Annotated in this window: 25 protein-coding genes; 23 read left to right on the top strand and 2 right to left on the bottom strand. The window is 30.3% G+C overall.

The window, feature by feature from the left end; all coding sequences use genetic code 11:
* The first annotated feature begins 6 nt into the window (after positions 1-6).
* From greA to serC, 23 genes are all read left to right on the top strand, one after another.
* Positions 7-492 (top strand): transcription elongation factor GreA, encoded by a 486-nt coding sequence (greA, locus tag L8U37_RS03820; protein ID WP_039619215.1) that lies wholly within the window; start codon positions 7-9, stop codon positions 490-492.
* Between the two features lie 3 nt (positions 493-495).
* Positions 496-1,224 (top strand): UDP-2,3-diacylglucosamine diphosphatase, encoded by a 729-nt coding sequence (locus L8U37_RS03815; protein WP_220566581.1) that lies wholly within the window; start codon positions 496-498, stop codon positions 1,222-1,224.
* Positions 1,224-2,177, top strand: coding sequence for a chemotaxis protein (locus tag L8U37_RS03810; protein WP_133319535.1), 954 nt, complete (start codon positions 1,224-1,226; stop codon positions 2,175-2,177). The genes L8U37_RS03815 and L8U37_RS03810 overlap by 1 nt, the downstream gene beginning before the upstream one ends.
* Positions 2,178-2,179: 2 nt before the next feature.
* Positions 2,180-4,486, top strand: coding sequence for a chemotaxis protein CheW (locus L8U37_RS03805; protein ID WP_220566582.1), 2,307 nt, complete (start codon positions 2,180-2,182; stop codon positions 4,484-4,486).
* Positions 4,487-4,490: 4 nt separating this feature from the next.
* Positions 4,491-5,009 (top strand): chemotaxis protein CheW, encoded by a 519-nt coding sequence (locus L8U37_RS03800; RefSeq protein ID WP_133319537.1) that lies wholly within the window; start codon positions 4,491-4,493, stop codon positions 5,007-5,009.
* Positions 5,009-5,635 (top strand): phosphoserine phosphatase SerB, encoded by a 627-nt coding sequence (gene serB / locus L8U37_RS03795; RefSeq protein ID WP_133319538.1) that lies wholly within the window; start codon positions 5,009-5,011, stop codon positions 5,633-5,635. The genes L8U37_RS03800 and serB overlap by 1 nt, the downstream gene beginning before the upstream one ends.
* Positions 5,632-6,603 (top strand): transaldolase, encoded by a 972-nt coding sequence (locus L8U37_RS03790; protein ID WP_263728628.1) that lies wholly within the window; start codon positions 5,632-5,634, stop codon positions 6,601-6,603. Before serB ends, L8U37_RS03790 begins: the two co-directional genes overlap by 4 nt.
* A gap of 46 nt (positions 6,604-6,649) precedes the next feature.
* On the top strand, positions 6,650-7,186 hold the full coding sequence (locus tag L8U37_RS03785) for a 50S ribosomal protein L25/general stress protein Ctc (RefSeq protein WP_263728627.1): 537 nt from the start codon (positions 6,650-6,652) through the stop codon (positions 7,184-7,186).
* 1 nt (position 7,187) lies between these two features.
* On the top strand, positions 7,188-7,727 hold the full coding sequence (pth, locus tag L8U37_RS03780) for an aminoacyl-tRNA hydrolase (RefSeq protein WP_263728626.1): 540 nt from the start codon (positions 7,188-7,190) through the stop codon (positions 7,725-7,727).
* Positions 7,728-7,730: 3 nt separating this feature from the next.
* Positions 7,731-8,792, top strand: coding sequence for an LptF/LptG family permease (locus L8U37_RS03775; protein WP_263659768.1), 1,062 nt, complete (start codon positions 7,731-7,733; stop codon positions 8,790-8,792).
* Between the two features lie 17 nt (positions 8,793-8,809).
* A complete protein-coding gene (lysA, locus tag L8U37_RS03770) occupies positions 8,810-10,015 on the top strand; it encodes a diaminopimelate decarboxylase (RefSeq protein ID WP_263728624.1) in 1,206 nt (401 codons plus the stop codon).
* A gap of 1 nt (position 10,016) precedes the next feature.
* Entirely contained in the window at positions 10,017-10,778 is a 762-nt protein-coding gene (locus L8U37_RS03765) for an HAD-IIA family hydrolase (protein ID WP_263728623.1), read from the top strand.
* Positions 10,775-11,848, top strand: coding sequence for a prephenate dehydratase (gene pheA, locus L8U37_RS03760; RefSeq protein ID WP_070255253.1), 1,074 nt, complete (start codon positions 10,775-10,777; stop codon positions 11,846-11,848). Before L8U37_RS03765 ends, pheA begins: the two co-directional genes overlap by 4 nt.
* Positions 11,838-12,929: a histidinol-phosphate transaminase gene (gene hisC, locus L8U37_RS03755; RefSeq protein ID WP_263676221.1), complete on the top strand. Its 1,092-nt coding sequence runs from the start codon at positions 11,838-11,840 to the stop codon at positions 12,927-12,929. Before pheA ends, hisC begins: the two co-directional genes overlap by 11 nt.
* Before the next feature lie 14 nt (positions 12,930-12,943).
* The gene (gene fliF / locus L8U37_RS03750) at positions 12,944-14,629 is read left to right on the top strand and encodes a flagellar basal-body MS-ring/collar protein FliF (RefSeq protein WP_263676220.1); all 1,686 of its coding nucleotides are present in this window, start codon (positions 12,944-12,946) and stop codon (positions 14,627-14,629) included.
* Positions 14,629-15,657: a flagellar motor switch protein FliG gene (gene fliG, locus L8U37_RS03745; protein WP_039619192.1), complete on the top strand. Its 1,029-nt coding sequence runs from the start codon at positions 14,629-14,631 to the stop codon at positions 15,655-15,657. The genes fliF and fliG overlap by 1 nt, the downstream gene beginning before the upstream one ends.
* 4 nt (positions 15,658-15,661) lie before the next feature.
* Complete coding sequence (fliH, locus tag L8U37_RS03740) at positions 15,662-16,474, top strand: flagellar assembly protein FliH (RefSeq protein ID WP_220566592.1); 813 nt, start codon at positions 15,662-15,664, stop codon at positions 16,472-16,474.
* Positions 16,471-18,300, top strand: coding sequence for a 1-deoxy-D-xylulose-5-phosphate synthase (gene dxs / locus L8U37_RS03735; RefSeq protein WP_263659774.1), 1,830 nt, complete (start codon positions 16,471-16,473; stop codon positions 18,298-18,300). The genes fliH and dxs overlap by 4 nt, the downstream gene beginning before the upstream one ends.
* Before the next feature lie 81 nt (positions 18,301-18,381).
* Positions 18,382-18,795, top strand: a complete 414-nt coding sequence (gene perR / locus L8U37_RS03730) for a peroxide-responsive transcriptional repressor PerR (RefSeq protein ID WP_133319550.1) — start codon at positions 18,382-18,384, stop codon at positions 18,793-18,795.
* Position 18,796: 1 nt separating this feature from the next.
* Complete coding sequence (locus L8U37_RS03725; RefSeq protein WP_263659775.1) at positions 18,797-19,981, top strand: hypothetical protein; 1,185 nt, start codon at positions 18,797-18,799, stop codon at positions 19,979-19,981.
* Between the two features lie 7 nt (positions 19,982-19,988).
* Positions 19,989-20,690: a bifunctional demethylmenaquinone methyltransferase/2-methoxy-6-polyprenyl-1,4-benzoquinol methylase UbiE gene (gene ubiE, locus L8U37_RS03720; RefSeq protein ID WP_263659776.1), complete on the top strand. Its 702-nt coding sequence runs from the start codon at positions 19,989-19,991 to the stop codon at positions 20,688-20,690.
* The gene (xseA, locus tag L8U37_RS03715) at positions 20,687-21,850 is read left to right on the top strand and encodes an exodeoxyribonuclease VII large subunit (RefSeq protein ID WP_263659777.1); all 1,164 of its coding nucleotides are present in this window, start codon (positions 20,687-20,689) and stop codon (positions 21,848-21,850) included. The genes ubiE and xseA overlap by 4 nt, the downstream gene beginning before the upstream one ends.
* A gap of 12 nt (positions 21,851-21,862) precedes the next feature.
* Complete coding sequence (gene serC, locus L8U37_RS03710) at positions 21,863-22,939, top strand: phosphoserine transaminase (protein WP_220566596.1); 1,077 nt, start codon at positions 21,863-21,865, stop codon at positions 22,937-22,939.
* A gap of 60 nt (positions 22,940-22,999) precedes the next feature.
* Here serC and kcuS read toward each other — a convergent pair whose 3' ends face one another.
* Both kcuS and L8U37_RS03700 read right to left on the bottom strand, forming a co-directional pair.
* On the bottom strand, positions 23,000-23,191 hold the full coding sequence (gene kcuS / locus L8U37_RS03705; protein WP_133319555.1) for a KCU-star family selenoprotein: 192 nt from the start codon (positions 23,189-23,191) through the stop codon (positions 23,000-23,002).
* Positions 23,188-25,293: a carbon starvation CstA family protein gene (locus L8U37_RS03700; protein WP_133319556.1), complete on the bottom strand. Its 2,106-nt coding sequence runs from the start codon at positions 25,291-25,293 to the stop codon at positions 23,188-23,190. Before L8U37_RS03700 ends, kcuS begins: the two co-directional genes overlap by 4 nt.
* Positions 25,294-25,412: the final 119 nt, after the last annotated feature.

Below are 25,412 nucleotides of genomic sequence, written 5' to 3'. Positions count from 1 at the left end.
TAAATCATGCAAAAAGAACCTATGAGTAAATACGGCTATGAGAAATTAGAAAAAGAATTAGAGCATTTAAAAAAAGTTGAACGTCCAAAAGTAGTAGAAGAAATAGACATAGCAAGAAGCCATGGAGATTTAAAAGAAAATGCAGAATATCACGCAGCTAGAGAAAAACAAGCTTTTATAGAAGGAAAGATTGCTGAACTTGGGGATTTGATCTCAAGAGCGCAAATCATCGATCCATCTTCTTATGAGCATGATAGTGTGAAATTTGGCTCAACTGTTGTTGTAGAGGATTTAGAAAGTGAAAAACAAAGCACTTATACTTTGGTAGGGGTAAATGAAGGAAATTTAGAAAAAGGCTATATTTCCATTAGTTCGCCTATTGCTAAAGCAATGCTTGGTAAAAAAGAAGGGGATGATTTTAAAGTGCGTTTGCCAAAAGGCGAGAGTGAATTTGAAATCATTTCTATAGAATACAAAGCTTTGGAATTTTAATTTTTGCAAAAAATAATTATAAAAGAAAATGCTATTTTTATTGCCGATGCGCATGAAAATAAAAATAGGCGTGGTTTTTGGGAGTTTTTGCAAGCCTTAAAAAATAAAAAAATTCAAACTCCACAGCTTTTTTTAATGGGTGATATATTTGATCTTTTAATTTATGAAGTAAAGGCCACGCATGATTTTGCAAAAGCTTATATAGACTTACTTGAAGAACTTGCGTATGAAATTGAAATCATTTATTTAGAAGGCAATCATGATTTTAATTTAGCTAAATTTTTTAAAAAAGTGAAAGTTTTTAGTATAAAACAACAACCCTTGCTTTGCGAATTTCAAGATAAAACCTTAGTAAAATTAGCCCATGGGGATATTTTTTTAAAACCTTTTTTGCAGTTTTGCTTAAAGAGTTTGAGAAATCATTATTTGCTACTTTTTTTAAATTTTTTAAATGTTATTAGTAAAGAAAGAATTACTCAAAAAATTCTAAAAAATCAAAACAAAAAACAACTTATTAGAAAAATTCCCCATTTTTCTGCTTTAGTAAAAGAGCGTTTAAAGCACTATAATATAGGCTTTGTAATAGAAGGTCATTATCATCAAGATGTATTTTTAAAAAATGAAGATATAAAATATCTAAATTTAGCTACTTTTGCATACAAGGAAAGTTTTTTTATAGTAAAATATGAGCCAGAAATCAGATTTCACAAAATAGAACTTAAGGAGGCATAATGTTTGATGAGAATGTCGTTAAAACAGGTTCAAATGAAATGGAACTTGTTGATTTTCGCATCTTTAAGCAAGGCCACGATAAAGTCTATGAGGGAATTTATGGTGTAAATGTTTCTAAGGTTAGAGAAATCATTAAAATTCCTTTTTTGACTGAAATTCCAGGAGTACCTGAATATGTAGAAGGTATTTTTGATCTTCGTGGCGTGGTGATTCCTGTAATCAACCTAGCTAAATGGATGCAAATTCAAGAACCAGAAATGACAAATATAAAACCTAGAGTTATCATTACTGAATTTAGTAATGTTTTAATCGGTTTTATTGTCCATGAGGCGAAAAGAATTCGTAGAATTAATTGGAAAAATATTGAGCCAGCTACTTTTGCAACAAGTGCGGGTAGTTTAGATAAGGGTAAAATTACTGGTGTAACTAAGATCGAAGGAGATGAGGTTTTACTTATCCTAGATTTAGAAAGTATAGTGCAAGAACTTGGAATTTATACCCCGCAAACTGATATTGACGATGATAAAATTCAAAAAATCGAAGGTATGGCTTTAGCACTTGATGATAGTTCAACTGCAAGAAAGCTTGTTAAAGATTTATTAAATAAAATTGGTCTTAAAGTAATTGAAGCTAAAGATGGTGTTGAAGGTTTACATAAACTAGAAGAGCTTTATAGTACTTATGGCAGCGATTTAAATAAACATTTAAAAATTATTGTAAGTGATGTTGAAATGCCACAAATGGATGGATTCCATTTTGCAGCAAAAGTTAGAGATGATGAGAGATTTAAAAATATTCCTATCGTATTTAACTCTTCTTTATCAAATGAATTTATGAGTGATAAAGGTGTTAAAGAAGCAGGTGGAGATGGATATTTAGTTAAATTTAATGCAAGTGATTTCTTTGCTGAAATTTCTCGTATCATAGCAAAACATGAAAAAGGTGAGGAGTAAAAATGGAAGATATTCAAGAAATACTTGAGGATTTTTTAGTTGAAGCCTTTGAATTAGTCGAGCAAATTGATCATGATTTGGTTGAATTAGAAGCAAATCCTGAAGATTTAGAATTATTAAATAGAATTTTCCGCGTTGCGCATACTGTTAAAGGATCATCAAGCTTTTTAAATTTTGATGTTTTAACAAAACTTACTCATCATATGGAAGATGTTTTAAATAAAGCAAGACATAATGAGCTTAAAATTACTCCTGAAGTAATGGATGTAGTTTTAGAATCTATTGATATGATGAAAACTTTATTAAATTCTATTAGAGATAATGGAAATGATACAGCAATCGGACTTGATATAGCTCCAATTTGTGCAAGATTAACCGCAATTTCAGAAGGAGAAAGTTTAGAATCAATTACTCCGGCTAAGGCTGAAGAGCCAAAAGAAGAAGTTAAAGAAGAGCCAAAAGCTGAAGAACCTGAAGTTGATGTAAATAAACTTAGTGATGATGAAGTTGAAGCTGAAATTGAAAGACTTTTAAAAGTAAGAAAAGCTGAAGATCAAGCAAGACGCGCTGAAAAGAAAAAAACTCAAGAATCAACTCCAACCCCAAGTAAGCCAGCTCCACAGGCACAAAATGCAGCAGCTGAGAAAAAGGTCCCTGCAGCAGGTGGTGGAAGCAGTGGTGCAAATATGGATCAAACAATTAGGGTTGAAGTTAAAAGACTTGATCATTTAATGAACTTAATTGGCGAGCTTGTATTAGGTAAAAACCGCTTGTTAAAAATTTATGATGATGTTGAAGAAAGATATGATGGAGAAAAATTCTTAGAAGAATTAAATCAAGTTGTTTCTCAACTTAGCATTGTCACTACAGATATTCAACTTGCGGTTATGAAAACAAGAATGCAACCTATTGCGAAAGTATTTAATAAATTCCCAAGAGTTGTGCGTGATTTAGGCCGTGAACTTGGTAAACAAATGGAGCTTGAAATTTCAGGGGAAGAAACTGAACTTGATAAGTCTATTGTAGAAGAAATTGGCGATCCTATTATGCATATGATTAGAAATTCTTGTGATCATGGTATAGAAGATCCAGCAACGCGTATAGCTAATGGTAAACCAGAAAAAGGAACGGTTAATCTTAAAGCATATAATGAAGGAAATCATATCGTTGTTGAAATTGCCGATGATGGTAAAGGTTTAGATGCTGATGTGTTAAAATCAAAAGCAATAGAGAAAAACTTAATCACAGAGCGTGAAGCTGATCAAATGAGTGATAAAGAAGCATTTGCATTGATTTTCAAACCAGGTTTTTCAACCGCTGCAAAAATCACCAATGTTTCAGGGCGTGGTGTTGGAATGGATGTTGTCAAAACTAATATTGAAAAATTAAATGGTGTGATTGAAATCGATAGTGAGCTTGGAAAAGGCACTGTGATGAAGCTTAAAATTCCACTTACTTTGGCGATTATTCAATCTTTACTTGTGGGAACTCAAGAAGAATTTTATGCTATTCCACTTGCAAGTGTTCTTGAAACAGTTAGAGTGCCAATTGATGATATTTATACCATTGAAGGTAAAAATGTACTTCGCTTAAGAGATGAGGTTTTATCTTTAGTAAGACTTTCAGATGTATTTGGCGTAAAACAAGTGCTTGAAAATACTGATCAAACTTATGTAGTTGTTATAGGTGTGGCAGAAAGTAAGCTTGGTATTATAGTAGATACTTTAGTAGGTCAAGAAGAAATTGTTATCAAGTCTATGGGTGAGTATTTGCAAAATATCCAAGGTATAGCAGGAGCAACTATCCGTGGTGATGGTAGAGTAACTTTGATTATCGATGTTGCTGCTATGATGGATATAGCTAAAGAAATTAAAGTTGATATTAAAGCACAAATTGAATCACAATCTAAAAAAACAACTAAAGAAAAACCAAGTGATTATACAGTGCTTATAGTGGATGATTCTAAAATGGATAGAAATATCATGCAAAAATCATTAGAGCCACTAGGTGTAAGTATTATAGAAGCAACTAATGGTGTTGAAGCATTAAATACAATTAAATCAGGCGAGCATGATATTGATGCTGTGTTGATTGATATTGAAATGCCAAGAATGGATGGTTATACCTTAGCAGGTGAAATTAGAAAATATTCTAAATATAAAAACCTCCCACTTGTTGCAGTAACTTCAAGAACTAGTAAATCAGACCGTTTAAGAGGTGTGGAAGTAGGAATGACTGAGTATATTACTAAGCCTTACTCTCCAGAGTACTTAGAAAATGTAGTTAGAAAAAATTTAAAACTAGGATAAGAAGATGAATGATAAATTAAACCAGGTTTTGCAAAAACAACAAGCGCAAATTGCAGAACCTGATGTAGATAAAGAAGAGGATATTATTCAGCTTGTTGGTTTTGTGGTAGGAGATGAGGAATACGCTATTCCAATTCTTAATATCCAAGAAATTATTAAACCTATAGAATATACTAGGGTTCCAAGTGTACCTGATTATGTTTTAGGTGTGTTTAATATGAGGGGTAATGTTATGCCTTTGATTGATCTTGCTAAAAGATTTAATCAAGGTAGTTCTAAAATGACTCCTCAAACAAGATATATTGTTTTAAAAGGTATAGCAAATGGCAATCAAACTCCTGCAGGTAATGCAGGCTTTGTGATTGATAGACTTACTGAGGCTATTAAAATTCACAGAAGCAGGATTGATCCGCCACCTGAAACTTTACTAAAAGAAAAAGGTATGATTTTTGGTATAGGCAAAAGAGAAGAAAATATCTTGACTATATTAAAAGCTGAAGCTTTATTAAAGCGTGAGTTTTAATGATAAAGCTTTGTGCCTTTGACTTTGATTCTACGCTAATGGATGGGGAAACTATCGATATTTTAGCGCAAGAATATAATGTTGGTGATGCTGTAAAAGCAATCACCAACAAAGCAATGAATGGTGAGCTTGATTTTTTTGAAAGCTTAAGTGCTAGAGTAGCTTTGCTTGAAGGTATGCCTATAGAGCAGGTAAAGAAATGCTGTGAAAATTTACCTTTGATGAATGGCGCTAAAGAATTATGTGAATATTTAAAAAGTAAGAATATAAAAATAATCGTTTTTAGTGGTGGATTTCATGAAGGAATTGATTTAATACAAAATAAACTTCATTTTGATTTTGGTTTTGCTAACTTTTTACATAGTAAAAATGGTTTTTTAACAGGAAAAGTTGGCGGAGAAATTATGTTTAATAACTCAAAAGGTATTATACTACAAAGACTTAAGAAATTTTTAAATTTAAAAACAGAAGAAATTATGTGTGTAGGCGATGGAGCTAATGATATTTCTATGTTTAAAGAATGTGGATTAAAAATAGCTTTTTGTGCCAAAGAAATTTTAAAATCTCATGCAGATATTTGTATAGATAAGAAAGATTTAAAAGAAATAATAAAGGTAATACAATGAAAAAATTTTCGCTATGGTGTGATTTTATAGAAAATGAATTTTTAGATCATGAATTTTTAGATTTAATTTACTCAAAAACAATCAATGGTGCTACCTCAAATCCTGCTATTTTTAAAAATGCGATTTTAAACTCAGCTATTTATAAAGAAAAAATCAAAAAATCAAATCTTAAAGATAAAAAAGCTTTATATGAGTATCTTGCGATAGAAGATATAGCTAAGGCTGCGGATAAATTAGCTATTAATTATTATGAAAATAATGATGGTTTTATTAGTATTGAAATTGATCCAAGATTAAAAGATAATACTAGCTTATCTTTGGCCGAAGCAAAAAGATTATACATGCAAATTGCAAAAGAAAATGTGATGATGAAAATTCCTGCTACAGAAGCTTCTTATGAAGTAATGCAAGAATTAATGAAAAATGGTATTAATGTTAACGCTACTTTGATTTTTGATTTTGAGCAAACTAAAAAATGCTTTGAAGCTTTAAATTTAGGTTTAAAAGAATTTAGAAAAAATAATACCACAGCTAAAAAAGAGCCTCGAGCAATTATTAGTATTTTTGTAAGCCGTTTTGATAGATTATTAAATAATCAAGTTTTAGATAAAAATTATATAGGAATTCTTACTGCAACAAAGGCTTATAATTATATCATTAAACAAAATGAAACAAATATTAGAGCTTTATTTGCAAGTACAGGTGTTAAGGGTGATGATTTAGAAAAAGATTATTATATTAAAGAATTACTCTATGATAAAGCTATTAATACTGCACCACTAGATGCTATTAAGGCTTTTAAAGGTAAGCAAATTATATTTAAAGAGCCTTTAAAAGATGAGTGTATAGAGAAAAAATTAAATGCAAATATTTCAAAAGATGCTTTAAGTAAAGCTTGTAAAGATTTGCTTGATGATGGTTTGGAGCAATTTTGCATAGCTTATGAAGATATTTTAAAATCTTTATAAACTTATTTGGCTATAATTAGCGTTTATTTTTTTAGAAAGGAAACAGATGTTAGAAGGTATCGTTAGAGAGAGTATCGGTAGAAAAGCTGCTAAAGCTTTAAAAAGAGATGGTTATCTAATCGCAAACATCTACGGAAAAGGATTAGAAAACATCAATGCTGCTTTTAAAGTAAATGAATTTATTAAAGAAGTACGCAAAAAAACTACTTTAGCTTTTGATGTAAAAGTGGCAGATAAAGTATTAAATGTTGTGGTAGTTGATTATCAAAAAGATCCTGTAACTGCAGAATTAAAACACGTAGATTTAAAAGTAGCACAAAAAGGTGTTATTTCTAAATATATGGTTCCTGTAAAGATCGTAGGAATAGCTATGGGTCTTAAAAATAAAGGTGTTTTAATCCAATCAAAAAGAAGGTTGAAAGTAAAATGTGCAGCTGAAAACTTACCAAATTATTTTGAATTAGATGTAACTAAACTCGATGTTGGTGATGCACTTTTAATCCGCGATGTAGTTGTGCCTGAGGGTGTAACTATGGTTGATGCTGATAGAGTAGCTGTAGTTGGCGTAGAAAAAGCAAGATAAAATGACCTTAGTCGTAGGACTTGGTAATATAGGAGAACAATACACCCAAACCCGTCACAATGTAGGGTTTATGCTAATTGACTTAATTTTGAAAGATTTGCAAACAGTAAAGCTTTCAAATGCCAAATTTAAAGGAGAGCTTTTTAAAGGCTCTTCTACTCTTTTTTTAAAACCTTCCACTTATATGAATTTATCAGGAGAAAGTGTAAAAGCTGTTAGTGAATATTATAAATGTGATAGAATCATTGTAATCCATGATGATATAGATTTAAATTTGGGTGCATTGAAATTTAAAATGGGTGGATCAAGCGGTGGACATAATGGGCTTAAAAGTATAGATAATCTTTGTGGCAATGCTTATGAGAGGGTACGCATAGGAGTAGGAAAAGAACAAGATGTAATTTCTCATGTTTTGGGAAAATTTAAACAAGAAGAACAAGAAAGTTTAACTAAGGTTTTAGAACATAGCAAAAAAGCTTTACTTGAGCTTTTAAATTCTGATATAGAAAAAATCGCTTCAAAATATTCTTTAAAAAGTTAAACGATGAGTATATTTTTTCGCTATATTTCATCTTTGTATTTAAAATCATTTTTTATTTTATTTTTTTCTTTGACTTTTTTCTTCGTAGCGATTGATTTTTTACTCAATTTCAATAGACTGCCAAAAAGTGCAAATTTAGAGCTTTTGTATATATTTTTCTTAACATGTTCAGCAGCTTCTTATATACTACCTTTAGCTATAGTCCTTGCTTTGGTTTTATGTATTTTTAATATGATACGCTCGAATGAATTTGTTAGCTTATATGCTTTGGGTTTAAGTAAAAATCAAGTGATTTTTTATCCTTTTTTATGGGCTATGTTTTTTTGTTGTGTTTATGTAGGACTTAATTTTAGTGCCTTTGCTTATGCAGATGAATATAAAAGTAATATTCTCAAGCGTGGCGTTGTAGATAGAGAGGGTGGGGAAGTTTTGATTAAATATAATGATAAATTTATTTATATACAAAAAACAAGTTCTCAAACCTTATATAATGTAAAAATCTTTGATGTAAAAAATTTAGACATTCAAAGCACAATCCATGCAAAAACTGCTAAATTTGATGGAGATTCTTGGAACTTAAATGACGCTAAAGCTACTAATGTACCACAAAATTTGATTGTTTCAAAAGAGGGTTTAAGCGTAGAAGAATTTAAAAATATCAAAGGCTTAGAAGATTTTTCTCCAAAAATCTTAGAAAGAATTTCTTTAGTAGAGAGCAATCCTTCTTATTCTATTTTAGACGCGCTAGAAAGTATGGCAATTTTTGCAAAACAAAATATTTCTACTAATACACTTAGAACAAGTTTATATTCTTTAGTTCTTACACCATTTTTTGCGCCATTTTTAATGCTTATTGTGTATTATTATTTTCCTTTAACAGCAAGATTTTTTAATCTCGCACTTTTAGCTTTTGTGTTTTTTGTGTGCATACTTTTAGTTTGGGGTTTGTTGTTTTTATTAACAAGATTGAGTGAAAATGAAATTTTACTTCCAGAGCTTGGTATAATGCTACCAGTATTTATTTTAATAAGTATAGGAAGTTTTTATTATTTTAAACACAAATAACTACAAGTGAGGTTTTTATGGATTATTTAAAACTGGCAAAGGAATACAACACACCATTTTATATTTATGATTTTGATAAAATTAAAGAGCGTTTTACAATGTTAAAAGATGCTTTTAAGGCAAGAAAATCACAAATTTTTTATGCAGTCAAAGCAAATTCTAATTTAAGTGTTTTAAAGCTTTTAGCTTCTTTAGATAGTGGGTTTGATTGTGTTAGTGCGGGTGAGATTTATAGAGCTTTAAAAGCAGGGGCTAAAAATTATAAAATTATTTTTAGCGGGGTAGGTAAAAGTGCTGATGAATTAAAATATGCTTTAGAGCAAAACATACTTTATGTAAATTTAGAAAGTTATGAAGAAATGCTTCTTTTGGAGCAAATTGCTAAAGAAAGTCAAAAGATAGCTCGTATAAGTATAAGGGTAAATCCAAATGTAGATGCTAAAACACATCCTTATATTTCTACAGGTTTGCATGAAAATAAATTTGGTGTAGATATAGAAAGTGCTAAAAAAATGTATCTTTATGCTAAAAACTCACAATTTTTAGAGTCAGTTGGAGTGCATTTTCACATAGGTTCACAAATTCTTGATATAAGTAGTATCCATGAGGCCTCAGCGATTGTTGCAAAATTAGTAAAAGAACTTTTAGCTTTGAAAATTAATATTAAATTCTTTGATATAGGCGGGGGTTTAGGAGTTTGTTATAAAGATGAACAAGAGCCAAATTTATATGATTATGCTCAAGGAATTTTAGCAAGTTTGCAAGGTCTTGATGTGTGTATAGGTATGGAACCTGGCAGGTTTTTGGTAGCAAATGCAGGCGAGTTTGTTACTAAAGTTTTATATGAAAAATTTAATGATAAAAAGCGTTTTGTGATTATTGATGGGGCGATGAATGATTTATTGCGTCCAAGTTTATATAGTGCTTATCATGAAATCAAGCTTTTGAGTGAAAATAAAGAAGAAAGCCTTTGTGATATTGTTGGTGGGGTTTGTGAGAGTGGAGATTTTTTAGCTAAAGATAGAAAACTAGCTAAAACAAAAGCAGGAGATTTGATCATAGTTAAAAGCGCAGGTGCATATGGTTTTAGTATGAGTAGTAATTACAATACTCGCAATAGAGTATGTGAGCTAGCTTGTGAAAATGGCATAGTAAGAATGATTAGAAAAAGAGAAAGTTATGAGGATCAAATTGCTTTAGAACTTGATTTTTTAAAGGATTAAAATGTTGTTTTTAGATGTGCAAGGAACTTTGATTTCAGATCATGATAAAAGTCCTATAAATGGTGCTTTAGAACTCATTAAATCTTTAAATAAAGAAAAAATTCCTTATGTGATTATTACTAATAACACCAAAAGATTAGATTTTTTAAATTATTTGCAAAATTTGGGTTTTGAAATTAATGAAAAGGTTTATATTGATCCTTTTTGTGTTTTAAAAGATCATTTAAAACCTTGTAAAATAGCAGCTTTTGGAGCAAAAGAATTTTTAGATTCACTTCAAGAGTTAGGTTATGAGCTTGATTATAAAAACCCAAAAGCATTCTTGGTAGCAAGTTATGATGATTTTAAATTTCAAGATTTTGCTAATATGATAGAGTATATTAAAGATGGCGTGCAAGCTATAGCAATGCATGAGGGCAGTATTTATAAGAAAAACTCAAGGCTTTATCCAGGTGTTGGGAGTATCATGTCTATGCTTAAAAATGCATGCGAGTTTGATTATAAAGTGATAGGAAAACCTAGTAAGGCTTTTTATGAAAGTGCTTTAAATTTATTAAAACAACAAGATTGTAATGTGAGTTTTGAAAAGACTTTAATCATCAGTGATGATTTTAAAGGCGATTTGCTTGGTGCTTATGAGCTTGGTATGCAAACAGGCTTAGTTTTAAGTGGTAAAATTTCTAACACTCAAGGTCTTGATACAACTAAACTTAATTTTGTATATGATAGTATTAAGGATTACTACATATCGAGGTTTAAATGAAAGAGATAGAAAAATTACGCAATAAAATCGATACTATCGATGATAAAATTTTGGCTTTACTTAATGAAAGAATGCTTCATGTTAAAGATATAGGAGTTATTAAGCAAAATTTAGGTGGGAGTATTTATAGACCTGAGCGCGAAAGGGCTATTATAAATAGACTTAAAAATTATAATCATGGTTTATTAGATCAAAATGCAATCGAAGCAATTTATCAAGAAATCTTTGCTGTATCAAGAAATTTAGAAATGCCCCAAAGCATAGCTTATTTAGGGCCTGAGGGAAGTTATACGCATCAAGTAGCAAGAACGCGTTTTGGTGCTATGAGTCGTTATACTCCACTTGCAAATATAGAAGATGTTTTTAAAGAATTAGCTCACAAAGAAGCAAAATATGGAGTAGTGCCTATAGAAAATAATACAGCAGGTGCAGTGGGTGTGACGCTTGATTGTCTTGGAAAATATGAAGATGTAAAAATTTTTGCTGAAATTTATATGGATATTCATCATTCTTTTGTAAGTATGAGTGAAAATTTAAAAGATATTAAACGCATATATTCTCATCCACAAGGTTATAATCAATGTAGAAATTTTTTAGAAAGTCATGATTTAAGTGAAGTAGAATTTGTAGCAAGCAAATCCACAGCTCATGCAGCTTACTTAGCTTCGCAAGATGTTACTTCAGCCGCGATTTGCTCTAAAATTGCAGCAAAACTTTATAATGTACCTATATTATTTGAAACGATTGAGGATAATTTGGCAAATCGTACTAGATTTTTGATTTTAAGTGATATAAAAATACCTCAAATGCCTCATTGTAAAACTTCTATCTTAGCACTTGCTGCACACAAACCAGGTGGGCTTAGTGACTTGTTATATGAGTTTAAAAAAGAGGGGATAAATTTAACAAAACTTGAATCACGCCCTATAAAAACAAGAGAATTTGTGCATAGTTTTTATATAGATTTTGAAGGACATATTGATGATGAAAATGTCCAAAGAGTATTAAAAAAAGCTGAGCATATAAAATGGCTTGGATCATATTTATCAGGAGAAAGCAATGAAATTTAATCCTTTTTTAGAGGCTATTAAAACTTATGAAAGTGGCAAGGATATGGATTTAGTTGCTAAAGAATATGGTTTAAAAGAAGTTATTAAACTAGCAAGTAATGAAAATCCTTATGGCACAAGTAAAAAAGCTAAAGAAGCCATCATAAATAATGCACATTTAGCTCATTTATATCCTGATGATACTATGAGTGAATTAAAACAAGCTCTAGCACAAAAATATGATATTTTAAAAGAAAATCTCATTATAGGTAGTGGGAGTGATCAAATCATAGAATATATAGTACATGCAAAACTTGATCATTCTAAGGCTTATTTGCAATGTGGGGTTAGTTTTGCTATGTATGAAATTTATGCAAAACAACTAGGAGTTAAGGTTTATAAAACTCCAAGTTTAACCCATGATTTAAATGAGTTATATGAGTTATATCAAAAGCATAAAAATGAAATCAAAGTAATTTTTTTATGCTTGCCAAATAATCCTTTGGGTGAGTGTTTAGACGCAAGTGAGGTTTTTGAGTTTTTAGAGAAAATTGATAAAGATTGTTTGGTGGCCATCGATGGAGCTTATAATGAATTTGCTTCATTTAAAGATAGCAAAAAGCATATTAATCCTAAAGAATTAATCCATAAATTTCAAAATGCAGTATATCTAGGAACCTTTTCTAAGCTTTATGGTTTGGGCGGTATGAGAGTGGGTTATGGTATAGCTTGCAAGGAAATTATCAATACATTTTATAAATTACGAGCACCTTTTAATGTGACTAATTTGAGTTTAAAAGCTGCTGTTGCTGCATTAGATGATGATGAGTTTGTGCAAAAAACCTTAGAAAATAATTTTTCACAAATGAAACTTTATGAAGATTTTGCTAAAAATTATAAAATTCGATACATTCCAAGCTATACAAATTTTATTACCTATTTTTTTGATGAAAAAAATAGCACAGATTTATCTGAAAAACTGCTTAAAAACGGTATAATAATAAGAAATTTACAAAGTTATGGTTTAAATGCTGTGCGTATAAGTATAGGTACAGAGTATGAAAATTCAAGGTTTTTTGAAGAGTTTTCTAAAAATTTTTAGTTTGTAGGAAATAAATGGATTATAAAACTATACTGCACCAAGTAGGTCAGCTTTATCAAAATTTAAGTTTAAGACAGCGTATTATTATTGCTGCTTCTATTGTTGTTGTAGTTGGATTTTTAGTATTTTTAACCCTTTTTAGAAGTGGCTCTACAGTAGCTAGCGAAGCTGGATATTCAGTATTATTTGAAAATGCTAATACTAGTGATTCGGCGATGATAGTAACTCAACTTGAAAAAAGTGGAGTTCCTTATATTTTGCGTAATGAAGGAACGATTTTAGTTCCTAATGAACAAGTATATAAACAGCGTTTAGCTATTGCTTCTGCAGGATTATTGCCAAAAGATAATAAAGTAGGCTTTGAGCTTTTTGATAAACAAGAATTTGGAGCCACAGAAGCTGAGCAAAAGGTAAAATACCAAAGAGCATTAGAAGGTGAGCTTGCTAGAACGATTGAAAGTTTAGAGCCTATTCATAGTGCTACGGTTCATATTGCTTTTGCTAAAGATACACTTTTTACCCAACAACAAGTTCCACCAACTGCTTCAGTAGCTTTGACTATAAAAGAAGGTTTAAAGCTTAATAAAAAGCAAATTATGGGGATTAAAAACCTAATTGCTTCTTCAGTAACAAAACTTACTCCAGAAAATGTAAAAATCATGGATCAAAAAGGTATTCCTTTAGATGATGAGGGTGCTTTTGAAAGTGATTTAATCGCTGCTCAAATTAAATATAAAAGAGATCAAGAATATGAATTAGAGCAAAAAATTGTTGCTTCTATTGCTCCATTTGCAGGTGGCTATGATAGGGTAGTAGCAAAGGTTAGTATTGATTATGATTTTTCTAAAGAAGAATCTCAAAGTGAAGTATATGATCCAAATACCGTTGTGCGTAGTGAGCAAACCTTGGAAGAGCATAGAGAAGGCTATAAAGATAAAGAAATTCAAGGTGTACCAGGTGCTGTTTCAAACATCGGTCCTGTGGAAGGTTTGGATGATAAAGGTGCGCGCGAGGTTTATACTAAAAATCAAACTACAACTAATAATGAAATTTCTAAAAAAATTACCAACACCACTAAGCAATTTGCAACCATTAAAAGAATTTCTGCAGCCGTTGTGGTAGATGGAAAGTATAAAGTAATTACTGATGATCAAGGAAATGTTACTAATGAGTACATTCCTTTGAGTGATAAAGAAATTAAAGCGATTGAAAATCTTACTAAAGGTGCCATAGGATTTAATCTTGCTAGAGGTGATGCGGTTGAAGTAAATAATTTGGAATTTCATAGAACAGCTAAAGTTGAAAATAAGGTTCAAACTTTTTATTCAAGATTTGTTGAGCCTTTTATTCCACCTGTTAAGTATGTATTTGCCGCGATTTTGCTTTTTATCTTTTACAAAAAAGTTATTGTGCCATTTTCTCAAAAAATGCTTGCAGATATTAGACTTGAAGAAGAGATGGAAGGTAAGGATGGGCAGATTATTGATGAGGCTGAAGATGCTATTGAAAAATTCAATGCTGCTCGTAGAAAAGTTGAAGAACAGCTTGGTTTTGGAGATAGTTTTGATGAGGATGCATTACAATATGATGTTTTACTTGAAAAATTAAGAGCAGTAGCTAATGAAAAAGGCGAAGAAGTGGCATTATTGTTGCAAAAACTTGTTGAAAATGAAGCCGAATTTGGTGAGAAGGATATCTAATGATAAAGCTTAGCGAAGAACAAAAAATGGTCTATGATGACCTTTCTATGCCAGAAAAGGTCGCCATATTTTTAATCCAACTTGGAGAAGATGTAACGACAGTTTTATTTTCTCATATGGATATTAATGTCATCACTGAAATTTCTCGCTATATTGCTTTAGCAAAAAATGTTGATAAGCCAGTTGCTACTGCAGTGCTTGAGGAATTTTATACTTTACTGCAATCAAATCAATACTTAAAAAGTGGTGGTTTGGAATATGCAAAAGAAATTTTATTTAGAACTTTTGGTCCTGAAATTGCCAATAAAATTTTGGAAAAACTTACCAAAAGTATGGAAAATAATCAAAATTTTGCTTATCTTTCACAAATTAAACCACAACAACTTGCAGACTTTATCATTAAAGAACACCCGCAAACTATAGCTTTGATTTTAGCTCATATGGATACTACTCAAGCTGCTGAAACTTTGGAATATTTTAGCGATGAATTAAGAGCTGAAGTTGTAATAAGAATGGCAAATCTTGGAGATATATCTCCTTCAATTATCAAAAGAGTATCTGCTGTGCTTGAAAGTAAGCTTGAAAGTCTTACTTCTTATAAAGTTGAAGTGGGTGGTCCAAGAGCAGTTGCTGAAGTGCTTAATCGCTTGGGTCAAAAAGCCTCTAAAACAACACTTTCTTATATTGAGCAAAGTGATGAAAAACTTGCTACAACCATTAAAGATTTAATGTTTACCTTTGATGATATTTCTCAACTTAGTACTAATGCGATTAGAGAAGTTTTAAAAGCTGCTGACAAGCGTGATTTGATGATAGGTTTAAAGGGTGCAAGCGAGGATTTAAAACAAAAATTTATGTCCAATATGTCTACGCGTGCTGCTGAAGCTTTTGTGGAAGAAATGGGCTTTTTGGGTGCTGTGCGTGTTAAAGATGTAGAAGAAGCACAAAGAAAAGTTGTAGAAGTGGTGCAAAAACTTGCAGAACAAGGTCTTATCCAAGTGGGTGAGGCTGATGAGATGATAGAGTAAGATTATGGCAAAATTAACCAATGTAATTTCACCTGAAAATATTTCTGCTCATGTAGTTGAGGGTTATCATTTTAAAGTTATGAGTGAAATGCCCTCTAGTGAAGAACAAAAACAAGAAGAAATTCAAACTATAAATCAAGTCTCTCCTGTCCAAAACACACAACAAGCAGTAGAAAATCAAACAATAGAAGCTACTCCACAAGCCCCACAACCACAAATTCAACCTGATTTTGTTGAAGATTTACTTAAAAAAACTGATGAAATGTCAGGAAATATCATTAAGTTGCAAATGCAGATAGAAAGCCAAGAGGCTGAATTTAACAATCGTTTAAACACAGAATTAGAACATGCAAAGGAAAAATTTACTAAAGAAGGTTATGAACAAGCACAAAAGAATTTTGAAAGTGAATTAGAAGCCTTGAAGGAAAAATACTTAAAAAGCGTAGAAAAGCTTGAAAATACAGTGCAAAATTTAAATGAGTTTTTATCTAAAAATGAAAAAGAATTAGCCGATACAGCTGTAATTATTGCAAAAGAAGTGATTGCAAAAGAGCTCGAAGAAAATTCATCACTTATAGCATTAAATTTAGCAAAAGAACTTATGAGTGAACTTAAAAATGCTACTAAGATAGAATTAAAGTTAAGTCCTGATGATTTTGAATATGTAAAAACACACTTGCAAGAACAAAGCAATATTAAATTTAGTCTTGATGATGCGATTAATAAGGGAAGTATTTTAATATTAAGTGATGCGGGTAATATAGAGTCAAACCTTAACAATCGTTTGCAAAAAATCAAAAACATGGTTAATGAATGATAGATTTAAATAACTTAAATATTAAAAATATGCAAATTAAAGAACTGGAAAATTTAGCTAGTAATTTGCGTGAAGTTATCATAGATACAGTGAGTAAAAATGGTGGACATTTAAGCTCAAATTTAGGTGTAGTTGAGCTTAGTATAGGAATGCATTATGTTTTTGATGTGCGAAAAGATCCTTTTATTTTTGATGTTTCACACCAATCTTATCCACATAAGCTTTTAAGTGGTAAGATAGATAATTTTCATACTTTAAGACAATTTAATGGCTTGAGTGGATATACAAAGCCTGATGAGGGGGATTATTTTGTAGCAGGACATTCAAGCACTTCTATATCTTTAGCAGTTGGAGCTTGTAAGGCTATAAGATTAAAAAAAGAAGATCGCTTACCTGTTGTATTAATAGGTGATGGGGCATTAAGTGCAGGTATGGCTTATGAAGCTTTAAATGAGCTTGGCGATAGAGAATATCCTTGTGTGATTATTTTAAATGATAATGAAATGAGTATTTCAAGGCCAATTGGAGCTATTTCAAAATACCTTTCTCAAGCAATGGCAACGCAGTTTTATCAAAAGTTTAAAAAACGCATAGAAAATCTTTTAGAGTATTTTCCTCAAGGCGCATCTTATATGGCAAAGCGTTTTGAAGAGGGTTTAAGACTTATTACACCTGGACTCTTATTTGAAGAATTAGGACTTGAATATATAGGGCCTATTGATGGACATAATTTAAATGAAGTTATTAATGCGTTAAATCAAGCTAAAGCTATGAATAAACCTTGTGTAGTGCATGCGCAAACTATCAAAGGCAAAGGTTATACATTAGCTGAAGGTAAAAATGCTAAATGGCATGGAGTAGGTGCTTTTGATAGAAGTAGCGGAGAGAGTTTAAAGACTAATATGAACAAAAAAAGTGCGACAGAAATTTTTTCAAATACACTTTTAAATTTAGCTCAAAAATATGAAAATATAGTAGGTGTAACTGCTGCTATGCCAAGTGGAACTGGAATAGATAAGCTAATGGAGAAATATCCTGAGCGTTTTTGGGATGTAGCAATTGCAGAACAACATGCAGTTACTTCTATGGCAGCTATGGCTAAAGAAGGTTTTAAGCCTTTTATAGCAATTTATAGCACTTTTATGCAAAGAGCTTATGATCAAGTTATCCATGATTGTGCTATTATGAATTTAAATGTAGTTATTGCTATGGATAGAGCTGGCATAGTAGGAGAAGATGGGGAAACTCATCAAGGTGCTTTTGATGTTAGTTTTTTAAGTGCTATACCAAATATTACTTTAGCGGCTCCAAGAGATGAGGCTATGATGGAAAAAATTATGGAGTATGCTTATTTTCATCAAGGTGTTTTTGCTTTTCGTTATCCTAGAGGTAATTTTTTATTAGATGAAAATTTTAATCCATGTGAGATAAAACTTGCAAAAGCTCAAATTTTATCTAAAGTGCAAAGCGATAAAGTATTTTTAGGTTTTGGTCAGGGTGTGGCTAAGGCAAAACTAGCTTTAGATAAACTTGGTTTAGATTATGCAAGCTTAATAGATTTGATTTTTGCAAAACCTTTAGATGAAGAGCTTTTAAAAGAATTGGCAAAAGATACAAAAACTTGGTTTGTTTTTTCAGATAGTGCTAAGATAGGTGGAGTGGGAAGTTTGATTACAACTTTCTTGCAAAAAGAAAACCTTTATCATATAAAACTAGTAAGTTTTGAATTTGAAGATCAATTTATAACTCATGGTAAAACAAATGAAGTAGAAAAATTTCTAGAAATTGATGTTGAATCTTTGTGTAAAAAGATTAAAATTTATTAAAAGATAAAAAATATCCTTTAATATAATCATTTTTTTATAAAAAAAGCGTTATACTATATAAAAAATATCGGAGAATTAATAATGGAACTTATTCAATTGCTTAAAAATTGTGATTTAAAAGCTACTCCTCAAAGACTTTGTATTTTAAAAATTTTAAAACGCCATGAACATCCTAATATAGAATCTTTATACGAAAGCATTAAGGAAGAATATCCTTCTATCTCTTTAGCTACAGTGTATAAAAATTTAAATACTTTAAAAGAACAAGGTTTGGTTGTAGAAATCAACACTCCAAATCAAAAAACTTGTTATGATATTTATGAATATCCTCATATACATGTAATTTGTAGCAAATGCAATCATATAGAAGATGTATGTTATGAAGATAGTGGGATAAATAAATACCAAGAAGATCTTGAGAAAAAAATTGGCAATATCATTGATTATCTTGGCGTGTTTGCTTATGTGAATGGTTGTAAAGCTTGTAAAAAATAAAATGGTTTGTGAAGTCCAAAGACGCTTTTTACTTAAAAATGATGACTTTATAAAAATTTTAAAAGAAGAAAAAATTATATATTCTAAGGATAAAATACGCGTTTTCTTTACGCGTATAAGTCCTTTTTGTGATGTTAAATATAAAAAATTTAATAAAAATTATTATCGATTTTCACTTTATAAACTGCATGATATTTTAGATAAAAAAAATCATAAACTTTCTAAAAAAGAATTTAAACAGCAAAGTAAAAAACTTATAGGAAGTGTTATTAAGAAAACTAGAATTAGTTTTGAGATTAATAGTGCTCGATTTTTACTTTATAAGTTTAAAAATAATCTACAAGATTTGGTCATTTTGAAAGTTGTTTTTCCTACTTTTGAAAAAGCAAAGCAATTTAATTTACCTCACTTTTTTAAAAGCTATAAAGAGATTTCAGATGATGAAAATTTCTACAGCAAAAATTTAGCATTATATGGAGATTTTTCTAAAATTTTTGATAGTGCTAGATGTATTAAAATTTTAGATAAGCAAGAAGATATTAGCTTACATTTTCCAAATCAAATTCAAAGTTTTGAAGCGGGTAAAATCTTACTTTTTGTGCTTTTAAAAAGATTAAAAAATGACAGATTGAATTTTTTACAAAAATTAAATTTTGAAAGTTTTGAGCAATTTTTTGCAAGTCTTAGGCAAATATGCATTTTCTTTGAGCTTTTTAGCACTCTTTTTGAAAAGAGTATTCAAAATAAACTTCAAGATTATATTTTGAATTTGGAAAAACAAATTTGTAATGATAAAATTTGTAAATTTGAATTAGAAAAGTATATTTTTATTTTAAGTGATGAAAAAATCAATGATATTTTTCTTGATATGGATTTTATTTTAAAGAATGATTGTAGTTTTTATCAAGGAGAGAAAAATCAAATTTTAAAGTCTTTAGTGGCTTTTAAACTAAGAAAAGAATTAGTTTTTTTAAAGAAAAAAATTGTAAAATCTCAAACAAATCATGAAGAAGAATTAGAAAGAATAAAATTTTTATTATGCTATTTTGTAACTATGTTTGAAGAAAAAAGTATTGAAAAACTAAAAAATTATTTTGAACATAATTATTTAGAACAAATTTCATATGATGAAAATACAATAAAACAAATTGAAAAAAGCATTAAAAAATTAAAAATATATAGTTAGGAAAAACATGCAAAAACAAGAAAAAATAGTCAAAATGTTTGATGATATAGCACCAACTTATGATAAGGCTAATAGAATTTTAAGTTTTGGAAGTGATGTGAGTTGGAGAAAAAAAGCTTGTTTAGATGTTTTTAAATTTTCTAACAATGAACTTGATATTATTGATGTGGCTTGTGGTACAGGCGATATGATTATAGAATGGCAAAATCAAGCCTTAAGGGCAAATAAAAATATCATTAGTATAAAAGGAGTTGATCCAAGTGCGGGTATGCTTGAAGTGGCTAAGAAAAAAATTCCTGATGCGACTTTTGTGCAAGCAAAAGCACAAGAACTTCCACTTGAAAGTGAAAGTGCAGACATCATAAGTATAAGTTATGGCATACGCAATGTGGTAGATAGGAAAGAAGCTATAAAAGAATTTGCAAGAGTGTTGAAAAAGGATGGGATTTTACTTGTGCTTGAATTTACTAAAAGAGAGCAGGGTGGTTTTATAGCTGCTTGTAGAGATTTTTACTTAAAAAATATTTTACCAAAAGTGGGTGGATTTATCAGTAAAAATTATAGTGCTTATGAGTATTTACCAAATTCGATAGAAGATTTTTTAAGCAAAGAAGAATTTATTAAAGAATTGAGTGAGTATTTTGAAATGCTAGAGTATAAAAGCTTTAGTTTTGGTGTTTGCTCTATGTTTATTGCAAGAAAAAAATGAAAGTTTCAGAACTTAATCTAAAAGCTAAAAGTTTATTAGAATTTCATCTTGATGATATAGAGCTTAGTGGAGAAATTTCTAAAATTACCATTCATAGTTCAGGACATTGGTATTTTGATTTAAAAGATGAAAAATCAAGCATAGCTTGTGTGATGTTTAAAGGCTTTAATCAATTTGTCCAAGCTAAACCTAAAGTTGGCGATATGCTTGAACTTAGAGGCTATGTGAGTTTATATGAAGCAAGTGGCAGGTATCAATTTATCGCCAAAAGTATGCAAAAAACAAGTCTTGGAGATTTAGAAGCTAAATTTTTAGCTCTAAAAGAAAAGCTTGAAAAAGAAGGTTTGTTTGATACAAATGCTAAAAAAAGCATTATTAAATTTCCTAAAAAAATAGGTATAATTACTTCTTTTACTTCAGCTGCTTTGCAAGATATGTTAAAGCTAATTTCACAAAAAGAATACAATCTTTGCAAAATAACTATTTTTAATGCCCTTACCCAAGGACAAAGTGCCCCAAATTCTTTAATAAATGCTTTAAAAAAAGCCAATGAGTATAATTTAGATGCGATTATTTTGGCAAGAGGTGGTGGAAGTAGAGAAGATTTGTTTTGTTTTAACGATGAAGAACTTGCAAGATGTATTTTTTCTTTAAAAACGCCTATTGTTTCTGCTATTGGACATGAGATTGATTATGTTATTAGTGATTTTGTAGCAGATTTAAGAGCACCAACTCCAAGTGCAGCTATTGATATGATTTTTCCAAATAAACTAAGCTTAGAACAAGGACTTGATGAGCTTGCTATGTGTTTTAAAAACCAAATGTTAAATCATCTTAAGTTTTATCAAAACAAAATCGATCACTTGCAAAATTTAGCCAAAGCTAAGTCTTTAGAAAATGCTTTTTTTCTTAGAAAACAAAAGCTTGATTTTTTACAAAGCCAACTAAAGAGTGTTTTAAATTTAAAATTATTAAATTATGAAAATAAGCTTGATAATTTTGAGGAACTTTTAACTCAGCATAAAAATTTCTTTGATAAAAGTAAAAATTTGATAAATTTACAAAAAGATGGCAAAAATATCTCTCTTGAAAAGCTAAAAAAAGGAGATATTATAAAGCTTTGCTCAATAAATGAGAGTAAAGAAGCTCAAATACTATAAAAAGGAGATAAAATGAGAGTGATGAATTTTAGTGCAGGTCCTTCAAACCTGCCTGATGAGGTTTTAAAAGAAGCTAGGGAACATTTGTTTGATTATCATGGTAAAGGCTTTTCTATTATGGAAGTTTCTCATCGTGGAAAGGTTTTTGAAGAAGTGCATTTTGAAGCTATCAAAATGGCAAAAGAACTTTATGGTGTAAATGATGATTATGAAGTGCTTTTAATGCAAGGTGGGGCTAGTTTGCAATTTGCTATGATACCTATGAATTTATATATGGGTGGAGTTTGTGAATTTACTAATACGGGAGTTTGGACTAAAAAGGCTATTAAAGAAGCTGAAATTTTAGGAGTAAATACAAAAATAGTAGCAAGCACTCAAGAAAGTGAGTTTGATCATATCCCACAATTTGAATTTAGCGATAATGCAGATTATGCTTATATATGCTCTAATAATACCATTTATGGAACTCAATATAAAAGCTATCCAAAGACTAAAAGTCCTTTGATAATTGATGCTTCTAGTGATTTTTTCTCTAAAAAGATAGATTTTTCTAATATTGCTATGCTTTTTGGTGGGGTGCAAAAAAATGCAGGAATTTCAGGGCTTGCTTGTGCTTTTGTGCGTAAAGATATGATAGAGCGTAGTAAAAACAAAAATATACCTAGTATGTTAAAATATAGCGTTTATGCTGAAAATAATTCTTTATTTAATACTCCAGCAACCTTTGCTATATATATGTTTAATCTTGAAATGAAATGGCTTTTAAATCAAGGTGGATTAGACAAAATCAATGAGCAAAATATACAAAAAGCCAAAATTTTATACGATGTGATTGATGAGAGTAATGGTTTTTATAAAGGTCATGCCAAAAAAGAGGATAGATCATTAATGAATGTTAGTTTTAATATAGCTTATGATAAAAACTTAGAGCCAGTTTTTGTAAAAGAAGCTGAAGAAAATGGTATGATAGGTCTTAAAGGACATAAAATTTTAGGTGGAATTCGTGCTAGTATTTATAATTCTATCAGTATTGAAAAGGTTCAAAAGTTAAGTGAATTTATGAAAGCTTTTGCAAAAAAACATGCTTGATTTTTGGTGATTTTCACCAAAAATCATTTGTATAGTAAAAACTTTACTCTTTAATATTTATCAGCATTTTCCTAAGCCACTATTGTATTTTTTTTCAAGAAAATCTTTAAAAAATTCTTTTCTACTTTTACAAGGTGCTTTAGGATGTTTTTCTCTCATATGTTCAAGATATTTATCATAGCTTGCAACTCCAACTAAGGGATGAAAAAACCTTTCGGATTTTTCATACCATAATTTAAGTTTTTTTATCATGTTTTTTCCTTTTTTAATGCTATATAAGGGCTTTCTTTTAAAGGAATGTTTAATTTTTTGATAAAAATTCCAAAACAAGAAAGTATAACAAGCAAAGTGGTAATCATGAAAAACACACATAAAATTGCATTTATTAAATTGGAATTTTTAGCTTGAGATGCTAATTTTATATCTTTTTTGATTTGCTCGATTATTGCTTCATCTTGTGTTTGAGAAAGTTTTAAATTAAATTCTTGTATTTTTTGTGTATTTATTTGTACAGCAGCAACATGACTTATAGCATTATGGATTGGATCTCCTTCTTTGTAAGGAAGAATTTTTTGAATACCTCCATAAAGTGTTGCGATTAAAACAAAACAAGCAGGTATGAGAGTAATCCAAGTATATCTTGCCTTCCCCATTTTAAATAAAATCGCACTTGCTAAAAGCAATGCCATACCAGCAAGCATTTGATTACTCACTCCAAAAAGTGGCCATAATGAGTAAATTCCACCTTTTGGATCTATCGCTCCTTGGTAGAGAAAATACCCCCATCCACCAACACTTAAAGCTGTTGCAAAAATTCCTGCTAAGGTATTATTGATATTTCCTAAAGGTTTATAAACATTACCCAATATATCTTGAGCCATAAATCTACAAGCTCTTGTCCCAGCATCAACTGCAGTTAAAATAAACAAGGCTTCAAATAAAATAGCAAAGTGATACCAAAAGCCCATTAAATTCACTCCACCAAATAATTCATGTAAAATTAAAGCAACACCTACAGCAAATGTTGGTGCCCCACCAGTTCTTGATAATATGCTTTGTTCGCCTATATTTGTAGTTAAAGTAGTGATTTCTTCAGGAGTTATTTTAAAACCCCAGCTAGAAATAGCAGCAGCTGCATTTGCAACATCTACACCTATAGTAGCAGCAGGCGCATTGATGGCAAAGTAAAGACCAGGGTGTAAAATACAAGCACAAATTAAAGCCATGATAGCCACAGCACTTTCCATAAGCATAGAGCCATATCCAACAGCTAATGCATGAGTTTCATTTTCAAGCATTTTAGGAGTTGTGCCACTTGAAATTAATGCATGAAAACCACTAATAGCTCCGCATGCAATGGTAATAAATAAAAATGGAAAAATTGCTCCAGCAAATACAGGCCCACTTCCATCTAAATATTGAGAATTAATTTTTGGCATTTGAAGATCAGGTGCTACAAATACAATAGCTAAAGCCATAACCACAATAACACCGATTTTTAAAAAAGTTGATAAATAATCTCTTGGAGCAAGTAAAAACCAAACAGGTAAAATTGCAGCTATAAAACCATAAGCCATCATAATAAGCGCTAAAGTTGGTGCATCAAAGGTAAATATTTTCGCCCAATAAGGATCAGCAGCTATTTCACTTCCATAATGTATGGCTAATATGAGCAATATAAAACCTATAATAGAAGCTTCACCAACCCTACCAGGTCTTAAAAATCTCATATAGATTCCCATAAAAACAGCAATAGGAATGGTCATTGCGATGGTAAATAATCCCCATGGAGATTCTGCTAAAGCTTTTACAACAACCATAGCTAAAATCGCAATAATTATAAGCATAATTCCAAATATAGCAATCATTGCTATTGCGCCGATAAATTGTCCTAATTCATCTTTTATCATCTCTCCTAAAGATTTTCCATTACGACGCGTAGATATAAATAAAACTACAAAATCATGTACCGCACCTGCTAAAACACCGCCTATTAATATCCAAAGCATAGAGGGTAAATAACCCATTTGTGCAGCAAGTATAGGACCTACCAAAGGACCAGCTCCTGCGATAGCGGCAAAATGATGTCCAAAAAGCACAATTTTATTTGTAGGGACAAAATCACATCCGTCATTTTTAACTACAGCAGGAGTTGCTCTGTTTTTATCTAGCTCTAGCACCTTATAGGCAATATATCTACCATAAAATCTATACCCTATGATATAAATACATAAAGCAGCAATAACAAGATAAATCGCTGAAATACTTTCGCCATTTTGGAGTGCTAATATGCCAAAACAAACAGCACCGACAATGGCAACAAAAAACCATAATATTTTGTTAGTAATATTCATTTAATTCCTTTGCTTTAGTGAATTTATTTAGTGTATCGTAGAATTATATTTTATTGCTATATAGGATAAATAAAAAATTAATATATTACAAAATGTAACATATTTCTTAGTCAATTAAA

The sequence above is a fragment of the Campylobacter sp. RKI_CA19_01122 genome (genome assembly GCF_025771325.1).
Lineage (GTDB): Bacteria > Campylobacterota > Campylobacteria > Campylobacterales > Campylobacteraceae > Campylobacter_D > Campylobacter_D lari_D.
Note: the sequence above shows the minus strand (reverse complement) of the source record. Positions and strands in the feature narration are given on the sequence as shown.

Bases quoted from the DNA above. Each gene is read 5' to 3' on its own strand.
- L8U37_RS03800 (WP_133319537.1), top strand. From the start codon at position 4,491: ATGAATGATAAATTAAACCAGGTTTTGCAAAAACAACAAGCGCAAATT.
- L8U37_RS03785 (WP_263728627.1), top strand. From the start codon at position 6,650: ATGTTAGAAGGTATCGTTAGAGAGAGTATCGGTAGAAAAGCTGCTAAA.
- pth (WP_263728626.1), top strand. From the start codon at position 7,188: ATGACCTTAGTCGTAGGACTTGGTAATATAGGAGAACAATACACCCAA.
- xseA (WP_263659777.1), top strand. From the start codon at position 20,687: ATGAAAGTTTCAGAACTTAATCTAAAAGCTAAAAGTTTATTAGAATTT.
- kcuS (WP_133319555.1), bottom strand. From the start codon at position 23,191: ATGATAAAAAAACTTAAATTATGGTATGAAAAATCCGAAAGGTTTTTT.
- hisC (WP_263676221.1), top strand. From the start codon at position 11,838: ATGAAATTTAATCCTTTTTTAGAGGCTATTAAAACTTATGAAAGTGGC.
- perR (WP_133319550.1), top strand. From the start codon at position 18,382: ATGGAACTTATTCAATTGCTTAAAAATTGTGATTTAAAAGCTACTCCT.
- serC (WP_220566596.1), top strand. From the start codon at position 21,863: ATGAGAGTGATGAATTTTAGTGCAGGTCCTTCAAACCTGCCTGATGAG.
- serB (WP_133319538.1), top strand. From the start codon at position 5,009: ATGATAAAGCTTTGTGCCTTTGACTTTGATTCTACGCTAATGGATGGG.
- L8U37_RS03700 (WP_133319556.1), bottom strand. From the start codon at position 25,293: ATGAATATTACTAACAAAATATTATGGTTTTTTGTTGCCATTGTCGGT.
- greA (WP_039619215.1), top strand. From the start codon at position 7: ATGCAAAAAGAACCTATGAGTAAATACGGCTATGAGAAATTAGAAAAA.
- dxs (WP_263659774.1), top strand. From the start codon at position 16,471: ATGATAGATTTAAATAACTTAAATATTAAAAATATGCAAATTAAAGAA.
- L8U37_RS03775 (WP_263659768.1), top strand. From the start codon at position 7,731: ATGAGTATATTTTTTCGCTATATTTCATCTTTGTATTTAAAATCATTT.
- fliF (WP_263676220.1), top strand. From the start codon at position 12,944: ATGGATTATAAAACTATACTGCACCAAGTAGGTCAGCTTTATCAAAAT.
- L8U37_RS03805 (WP_220566582.1), top strand. From the start codon at position 2,180: ATGGAAGATATTCAAGAAATACTTGAGGATTTTTTAGTTGAAGCCTTT.
- lysA (WP_263728624.1), top strand. From the start codon at position 8,810: ATGGATTATTTAAAACTGGCAAAGGAATACAACACACCATTTTATATT.
- L8U37_RS03725 (WP_263659775.1), top strand. From the start codon at position 18,797: ATGGTTTGTGAAGTCCAAAGACGCTTTTTACTTAAAAATGATGACTTT.
- pheA (WP_070255253.1), top strand. From the start codon at position 10,775: ATGAAAGAGATAGAAAAATTACGCAATAAAATCGATACTATCGATGAT.
- L8U37_RS03790 (WP_263728628.1), top strand. From the start codon at position 5,632: ATGAAAAAATTTTCGCTATGGTGTGATTTTATAGAAAATGAATTTTTA.
- fliH (WP_220566592.1), top strand. From the start codon at position 15,662: ATGGCAAAATTAACCAATGTAATTTCACCTGAAAATATTTCTGCTCAT.
- L8U37_RS03765 (WP_263728623.1), top strand. From the start codon at position 10,017: ATGTTGTTTTTAGATGTGCAAGGAACTTTGATTTCAGATCATGATAAA.
- ubiE (WP_263659776.1), top strand. From the start codon at position 19,989: ATGCAAAAACAAGAAAAAATAGTCAAAATGTTTGATGATATAGCACCA.
- L8U37_RS03810 (WP_133319535.1), top strand. From the start codon at position 1,224: ATGTTTGATGAGAATGTCGTTAAAACAGGTTCAAATGAAATGGAACTT.
- fliG (WP_039619192.1), top strand. From the start codon at position 14,629: ATGATAAAGCTTAGCGAAGAACAAAAAATGGTCTATGATGACCTTTCT.